A 206-nucleotide genomic window follows, 5' to 3' on the forward strand; every position below is an offset into this window, starting at 1 on the left:
GAAAAACTATACGAATACCATGTTTACGAACAAATGTCTGCTGGTATCGGTTCATCGGTGTATAACGATCAAAACTATGATACTGTCTATTTTGATGAAGAACTAGCCCACGATTTCGCCTCATGGATTTCTGGCGACTCAATGGAACCCAAATATCAAAATGGTTCTGTGGCTCTCATTCGTGAAACAGGGTTTGATTATGATGG

The 206-nt window shown here is 39.8% G+C and carries 1 protein-coding gene; it reads left to right on the forward strand.

Translation table 11 applies throughout. From position 1 onward, the window contains the following. Positions 1-206, forward strand: a 206-nt coding sequence (locus HMPREF2918_RS00255) for a S24 family peptidase (RefSeq protein ID WP_218108097.1), incomplete at both ends; no start/stop codon positions are given.

The sequence above is a fragment of the Streptococcus sp. HMSC065C01 genome (assembly GCF_001813525.1).
GTDB classification, from domain to species: domain Bacteria; phylum Bacillota; class Bacilli; order Lactobacillales; family Streptococcaceae; genus Streptococcus; species Streptococcus parasanguinis_V.